Consider the following 6,369-nt stretch of genomic DNA (forward strand, 5'->3'; position numbering starts at 1 on the left):
GCGCGATGCGCGGATGGACGGCCGGCGACATCCCCGACCTGAGCGGGCGGCGGGCGATCGTCACCGGGGCCAACAGCGGCATCGGCCACCACACCGCGCTGCAGCTCGCGCGGCGCGGCGCGTCCGTCGTCCTGGCCTGCCGCAGCGCCGAGCGCGGCCGTGCCGCCGCGGACCGGATCAGGGCCGCCGCCCCGGACGCCGACGTCGTCCTCGGCCGGCTCGACCTGGCCGACCTGTCGTCCGTCCGGACGTTCGCCGCCGAGCACGGCGACGCGCCCCTCGACGTCCTCGTCAACAACGCCGGGGTCATGGCCGTCCCGCGCGGCTCCACCGCCGACGGGTTCGAGACGCAGTTCGGCACCAACCACCTCGGCCACTTCGCGCTCACCGGGCTCCTCATGGACGCGCTGCGCGCCGCCCCCGCGGCCCGCGTCGTCACGCTGACGTCCGGCTTCGCCTGGTCGGGCCGCCTGCGCTTCGACGACCTGCAGGGCGAGCGCCGCTACCGCAAGTGGACCGCCTACGGCCAGTCGAAGCTCGCCAACCTGGTCTTCGCCAAGGAGCTGGACCGGCGCGTCCCCGAGCTGACCAGCGTCGCCGCCCATCCCGGCTACGCCGCGACCAACCTCCAGCAGGCCGGGCCCAAGCTGCAGGGCAGCACGATCATGGAGAAGGCCTTCGGCCTCGGCAACGCGCTGATGGCGCAGTCGGCCGCCGCGGGCGCGCTGCCGTCCCTCTACGCCGCGACGGCCCCGGACCTCCGGGGAGGCGCCTGCTACGGGCCCCGCCTGCTCCAGTACCGGGGCGCACCGGTCAAGGTGGTGACGCCGCCGCATGCGGACCGTCCGGGCCTGGGCGAGCGCCTCTGGCAGGTCTCCGAAGACCTCACGTCCGTCGCCTACGCCTCCGCGCCCGCCTAGAGCCGCCGGGCCCTTCGCCGGGTCAGGCGAGGCCGCGGACGGCCTGCGCCAGCGTCGCGGCGATGACGGCCTCCGCGTTGGACGGGTCGCGCTGCGCGAGCCGGGCCGCCGCGTCGACCAGCCCCTGGACCAGCTCGGCGCGGAGCGCGGGCTCGGGGACGCCGCTCTCCTCCAGCGCGGCGGCCAGCGGGCGCAGCAGCTGCGCGTGGCCGTCCCGGATCCGTTCGAGGGCGGGTTCGGCGAGCGCGTGCTCGACGAGCGCGACGGCGGCGGCGTGCCGGCCGTCCGTCATGACCTCGAGCTGGGACCTGATGTAGGCCTCGACCTTGCCGCCGAGGTCGTCCGGGCCGGCGAGCGCCCGCTCGACGAGCGACGCCCAGCGGGGCAGCTCCTCCTCGACGATCGCCGCGACGAGGTCGTCCTTCGACCTGAAGTACTCGTACAGGCTCGGCCGCGACAGCCCCACGCGCCTGGCCAGCGCCGCCAGCGACAGCGCCTCGATGCCCTCCTCGGCGACGAGCGCCCGCGCGGCGTCGAGAAGCGTCCGCAGCTGCCGCGCCCGATGCGCCGCGACGGTCGCCTCACTGATCTTCGGCACCCGCCCATTCTACGTTTGCCGACGATCGGTAGGTAAGTTCACCGGCGGGACGCGGGCTCACGGCGCGCGGGTGATGTCCCAGTCGAGGGTGGCGGGCAGCGCGCCCTCCATCGTCAGGAGCCAGCGCTTGACCTCGACGCCGGAGCCGCCGCTGTAGCCGCCGAGCCCGTTCGAGGCGACGACGCGGTGGCACGGCACGATCAGCGGGATCGGGTTGCTGCCCATCACCTGCCCGATGACCTGCGCGTGGACGCCCGTCCCGCTGCGGTCGCCCAGCTCGCCGTACGTGACGACCTGCCCGTACGGGACGGACTCGTACAGCGTCGAGAGCACCTGCCGCTGCACGTCCGACGTGAGCCGCCAGTCGATCGGGACCTCGAAGTGCTTCAGATCGCCGGCGAAGTAGTCGCGCAGGGCCGACAGCGCGGGGGACAGGCGGCCCGGAGCGTCCACGACGGGCAGGCCGGCCGCCTTGGCGGTACGGGCGCGGGCCGCCGGCGTGTCGCGGAAGTGCAGCGCCGCGACCCCCGTCTCGGTCTCGGCGACGAGCAGGCGTCCGAGCACGGTGTCGACCGTGCCGAACGCGAGGGTGTCGGTCATCGTTGAGCGCTCCTTCCGGCTTCCGGCGACGTCCAGCGTCGCATGCGGGTCCGTCATTCGGTCCACATCTCCTCAACACCGGCGGAGGGCCTCACGTTGCGAGGGTCGCGTTCACAGGGTCACGGTGCGAGGGTCACGGTGCGAGGGTCCGGTGGAGGCGGGCGGACTCCCGCACCAGGCGGCTGGACCCGCCGCGGGACGCCACGTCCGCGACGGCCGGGATCGCGCCCCTGGCGCCCGTGGTCTCGGCGAGGCGGGTGGCCAGCGCGATCAGGTCCGGCAGGCCCGCTGGGGCGCGCTCACCCGGCTCGGGGAGGGCGTGCGGGAGCGCGGCGGCCAGCACCTCCCACACGGCGGCGTGGGCGCCCGCGTCGGCGGCGACCGTGAGGGCCTTCACGGTGCGCGGGACGGTGATGACCTTGGCGGCGGCGAGGTGCCCGAGGGCCGTGCCCGTCCCGGACGCGGGGAGACCGCCCCGGGCGGCGAAGGCGAGCAGCGCCTCGACGGCGATGGCGCGCTCGTGCTGGTCCCGGTTCGCCAGCGCGCAGGCGAGGACCGTCCCGGTGGCGGCGCCCGCGGGCCCGTCGGCCTCGGCGAGGCCGAGCGCGACGGTGCCCTGGCCCCAGCCCTCGTCCTCGGTGCCGACGAAATAGGGGAGCAGGTGCGCGGCGGCCGCCTCCCGGTGGGACGGCATCACGGACGGCCAGAACCCGGTGAACGCGTTGTAGAACGAGCCTCCGTGGTCCGTCCAGCCGGTCCTGGAGAGGGCGCAGAGGCGGGCGATGTCGGATTCGCCGGGCACGTCCACCGTAGCCAGGACGTGGGTCGGGCGCGGGAGGTCCTGCCCGCCGACCGACGTGACGGGCTCGCCGGGGAACGCGCACTCCACGGCCGGGTCGGCGAGACCGCCGGCGGCCAGCCAGGACGCGACCGTCCGTCCCGCATCGGACGCCAGCCCCTTCGCGCGCGCCACCGCGGCCGGCTCGATCTCGCGGGGGACGCGGAGCATGGCCTGCGCCAGGTCGGCCCGGCCGGGCTCGGCACCCGCCGCCTCCAGCCGTTCGAGGCGGGCGACCAGGACGTCCGGGTCGATGTGCCCGCTGCCCTCGGTCGGCGTCGCGAGCAGGACGGGCACCGCTCCGAGGGCGGACACGACCTCGTGCCTCCGCCACGCGAGGAACCGCTCCATCTGCGGCAGAAACTCGCTCCTTCTCCCGAAGATCCAGGCACGGCCCTGGACGCGGGTCCGGCCCTTGACGAAGGCGGCGCGCATCTCGCCCACCGGGCTCGGGGTGTCGTCCGGAAGCAGCAGTCTCCGCACGGGGAACTGGACCCAGCTTCCCCGGACCCATTCGCGCACGTGCGCGTTCCACATGCGCTCCAGAAGCGACGGCGCGCGGTCGGAGCAGACCCGCCGGAACGCCTCCCTGGTTCCGTCGAGGTCGCGGTAGGCGAACTCCACGATCGCGGCCAGGAAGCGCTCGATCGCGGACCAGTTCTCCTCGGAGCCCAGAAGGGTGATGAACTCCTCGGCCAGTTCGGTGGGGGACGCGATCGGCGCGGGCGCCTCGCGGGGCGTGAAGGGCGGCGGGGCCGCGAGCGGCTCGGGCTCGGGCTCGGCGGCGGCGACCTCCCCGAACGCGGCGGCGATCGCCGGGCGCAGGTCGGCCGGGAGGTCGGCGGCGGCGTCCCGGACCTCCGCGCGGACGGCGTCGCCCGCCAGGGACGCGTGCTTGGCCGCGATCTTGACGGCCCGTTCCCGCAGGTCGAGCGCGTCCGAGGTGAAGACGGCCGGGACGGCGCGCAGCGTCGCGTCGACCCGGCCGCGGGCGCGGGCCGTCCGGTCGAGCCAGGTGAGCGCGGCCCGGACGAGCTTCTTCTCCGGCCGGAACAGCACCGCGCCCGCGGCCTCCTCGAACAGCGCCTCGTCCAGGCGTCCCAGGTCGTCGGCGCGGCGCACCTGCCGCAGCGCCGCGTCCGCGACGGTCGGCGGCGCGACCGGCAGGAGGCGGACGTAGTCGCGCACGCGAGCGGCCGCCTCCTCGCCGGTCGGCTCGAGCTCGTCGTGCAGCCGGACGAACCACCGGAGGTTGTGGGGCGTGCCGCCGCGCAGGAAGCGGCTGACGCAGCCGTCCAGGAGGGTCTTGCGGTCGAGCCGTCCGGTGCGGGCGAGATCGGCGAGCGCAGCGGCCCAGGTGCCTTTCCGGGTCTTGTCCCACTGGAGTCTCGTGTCGTCGAAGGCGAGGGCCGCGCCGACTCCGTCCGCCTCGAAGAGCCGGGGGGCGAGGGCGTCGAGGAACGGGTCGTCGGCGAGCTCGTGCGGGCTGACCTCCGTCACCCACCCGACCACGAAGCCGTCGGACGCCGGGGGAGCGGCCCCGGCGGACTTGGCGAGCGCGGCCGCGATGCGCCAATGGGCCCAGCTCTCCTCGGAGACCCTGACGCGGGCGGCGACCCGGTGCGCGACCTCCGCGCGCCACTCGTCCGGACGGATGGACGCGAGGTCGCACAGCATCGCGCAGTACCTGTCGTCGTCCCACCAGGGCCGCAGGTCCGACCGGCTCAGCCATGCTGCGGCGGCGGCGGGGCCGCTGATCGTGCCCGCACCGGCCAGTAGGAACGCCTGCAGGACCCGGTGGTCCAGGAACCCGAACGCCGCCGCGCGCAGCCTCTTCAGCGTGCCCGGCAGCTCCTTGGCCACGGTGCGCCGGTCGGTCTCGTCCAGCGCGGCCACCAGCCGCGCCGTCCGATCCCGGTCGCCGGACTCGATGGCCTTCTGGACGTCGTCCCACGCGCTCATCGAGCAGCCTCCACGGCCGTCTCGGCATCGCGACGGACGACGCGCGCGGCCAGGACGTGCTTGCACGGCCCGCGCTCGCCTCGATGGTCGAACCACCACTGGCACGTGCACGTCTCGCGGCCCTCCTCGAAGCGGACGTGCCGCTCACCGCCGTTGCTCAGCACGACCGCCGCGTCGTCGGACGTGAACCGCACGGCGCCCTCGTCGACGAGCGCGCGCGCCGAGCGCAGCCGGGGGTTGAGGTTGGCGACGCGGGCGGGGTCGTACGGAAGCTCGCGGTGGAAGAACGCGGCCTCGGCGGCGTCGAAACCCACGCGCCCGGACGTCCCCAGCTGCGTCAGCGCCGCCTTCGTCCGCGCGAGGCTGAGACCGGACCGCTCGGCTAGCGAATCGGGTTCGACGCGCGGCTCGAACGACAGCAGCGCGCCGACCAGGTCGGCGTCCCCTGCGGCCTCGTCGGTCGAGATGGCGTCCAGCACGGCGCCCTCACCGGAGAAGCCACGCGAGTGCTGCGGAGACAGCGTCAGGACGTAACGCATCCCGGGCAGTTCCAGTTCCCAGACGCTCGACACGGGGACGGCGCCGTCCGCGATGGACGGCCCGTACACGCGCAGGGCCCGTGCAAAGCGGAGCAGCGGCATCATCGTCCGGAGACGATCGGGCCCGGCCAGGCACACGGCCCCGGCAGCAGGACGAGGCGCGAGCCGCAGCGTCCGCCCTGCGGGAACGGCCCACAGCGGCTCACGCTGTCCGCGCGGCATGGAACGCATGAACCGCACCGCGTCCGCCGCCTTCAACTCGGCGCGCAGGTCGAATCCGGCCGTGATGACCTGGACCTCGGCGAAACCCCGCAGCCACCGGTCGGGCAGCGGGACCTTCTTCTCCACGACGGCGCCGTCCATCGTGGTCACGGCCAGTTCCTCGGCGCCGACCGCCAGATGCAGCGGATCGGAACCGCCCACCCGGGCCAGCGCCTCGCGCAGCGGGCCGTTGACGTCCACGTTCGTCGTGCCGCGCTCGTGCACGTCGCCGTCCATCGCGGGCTCCAGCACGTCCAGCCGGGCGTACACGCCGCCGCAGGCCGAGAACGACTCCATCCGCAGCCGGTCGCCGTTGCAGGTGACGACGGGGTCGCGGAACGAGGTGGGACGCGGCTGGTGGTACCGGGTCTGCGCGACGTCGGCCAGCGCCAGCAGCGCCGCCGCGGCCGGGGCCGCCTGCGTGAGGACGCCGCTGAAGAAATGCGGATGCGGTCGCGGCCCGGTGGTCGTCGTCCCGCCGGACGTCGACAGCCCCAGAAGCCCGCCGTCCAGCCCGGACGGCCGCGTGTACGTGTACGCCTGGGCGGCCCCTGCCGCCACGGTGCTGCTCGCCATGCCGCGAACGTAGAGCCAGGTGCCGACAAATTATGGATATTCCCCTGATTAGGGGATCTGGCCTGGGGCGGGGTC

The 6,369-nt window shown here is 74.9% G+C and carries 5 protein-coding genes; 1 reads left to right on the plus strand and 4 read right to left on the minus strand.

The annotated features are described in order from the left end of the window. Positions 1-5: 5 nt before the first annotated feature. Positions 6-920 (plus strand): oxidoreductase, encoded by a 915-nt coding sequence (locus tag E1287_RS24275; RefSeq protein ID WP_131967357.1) that lies wholly within the window; start codon positions 6-8, stop codon positions 918-920. Positions 921-942: 22 nt separating this feature from the next. On the opposite strand, the gene E1287_RS24280 is transcribed toward E1287_RS24275, so the two are convergent. The 4 genes from E1287_RS24280 to E1287_RS24295 form a co-directional block, all read right to left on the minus strand. After that, complete coding sequence (locus E1287_RS24280) at positions 943-1,518, minus strand: TetR/AcrR family transcriptional regulator (protein ID WP_131967358.1); 576 nt, start codon at positions 1,516-1,518, stop codon at positions 943-945. Between the two features lie 57 nt (positions 1,519-1,575). Further along, positions 1,576-2,175, minus strand: a complete 600-nt coding sequence (locus E1287_RS24285) for a methylated-DNA--[protein]-cysteine S-methyltransferase (RefSeq protein WP_243719406.1) — start codon at positions 2,173-2,175, stop codon at positions 1,576-1,578. Positions 2,176-2,251: 76 nt separating this feature from the next. Beyond that, positions 2,252-4,918: a DUF6493 family protein gene (locus E1287_RS24290; RefSeq protein ID WP_131967359.1), complete on the minus strand. Its 2,667-nt coding sequence runs from the start codon at positions 4,916-4,918 to the stop codon at positions 2,252-2,254. After that, entirely contained in the window at positions 4,915-6,294 is a 1,380-nt protein-coding gene (locus tag E1287_RS24295) for an SWIM zinc finger family protein (RefSeq protein ID WP_131967360.1), read from the minus strand. Before E1287_RS24295 ends, E1287_RS24290 begins: the two co-directional genes overlap by 4 nt. Positions 6,295-6,369: the final 75 nt, after the last annotated feature.

Source organism: Actinomadura sp. KC06 (assembly GCF_004348735.1).
Taxonomy (GTDB): domain Bacteria; phylum Actinomycetota; class Actinomycetes; order Streptosporangiales; family Streptosporangiaceae; genus Spirillospora.

What these genes read in the sequence shown, in the direction of transcription:
- E1287_RS24275 (WP_131967357.1), top strand. Translation starts at nt 6, where the DNA reads ATGCGCGGATGGACGGCCGGCGACATCCCCGACCTGAGCGGGCGGCGG.
- E1287_RS24285 (WP_243719406.1), bottom strand. Translation starts at nt 2,175, where the DNA reads ATGACGGACCCGCATGCGACGCTGGACGTCGCCGGAAGCCGGAAGGAG.
- E1287_RS24290 (WP_131967359.1), bottom strand. Translation starts at nt 4,918, where the DNA reads ATGAGCGCGTGGGACGACGTCCAGAAGGCCATCGAGTCCGGCGACCGG.
- E1287_RS24295 (WP_131967360.1), bottom strand. Translation starts at nt 6,294, where the DNA reads ATGGCGAGCAGCACCGTGGCGGCAGGGGCCGCCCAGGCGTACACGTAC.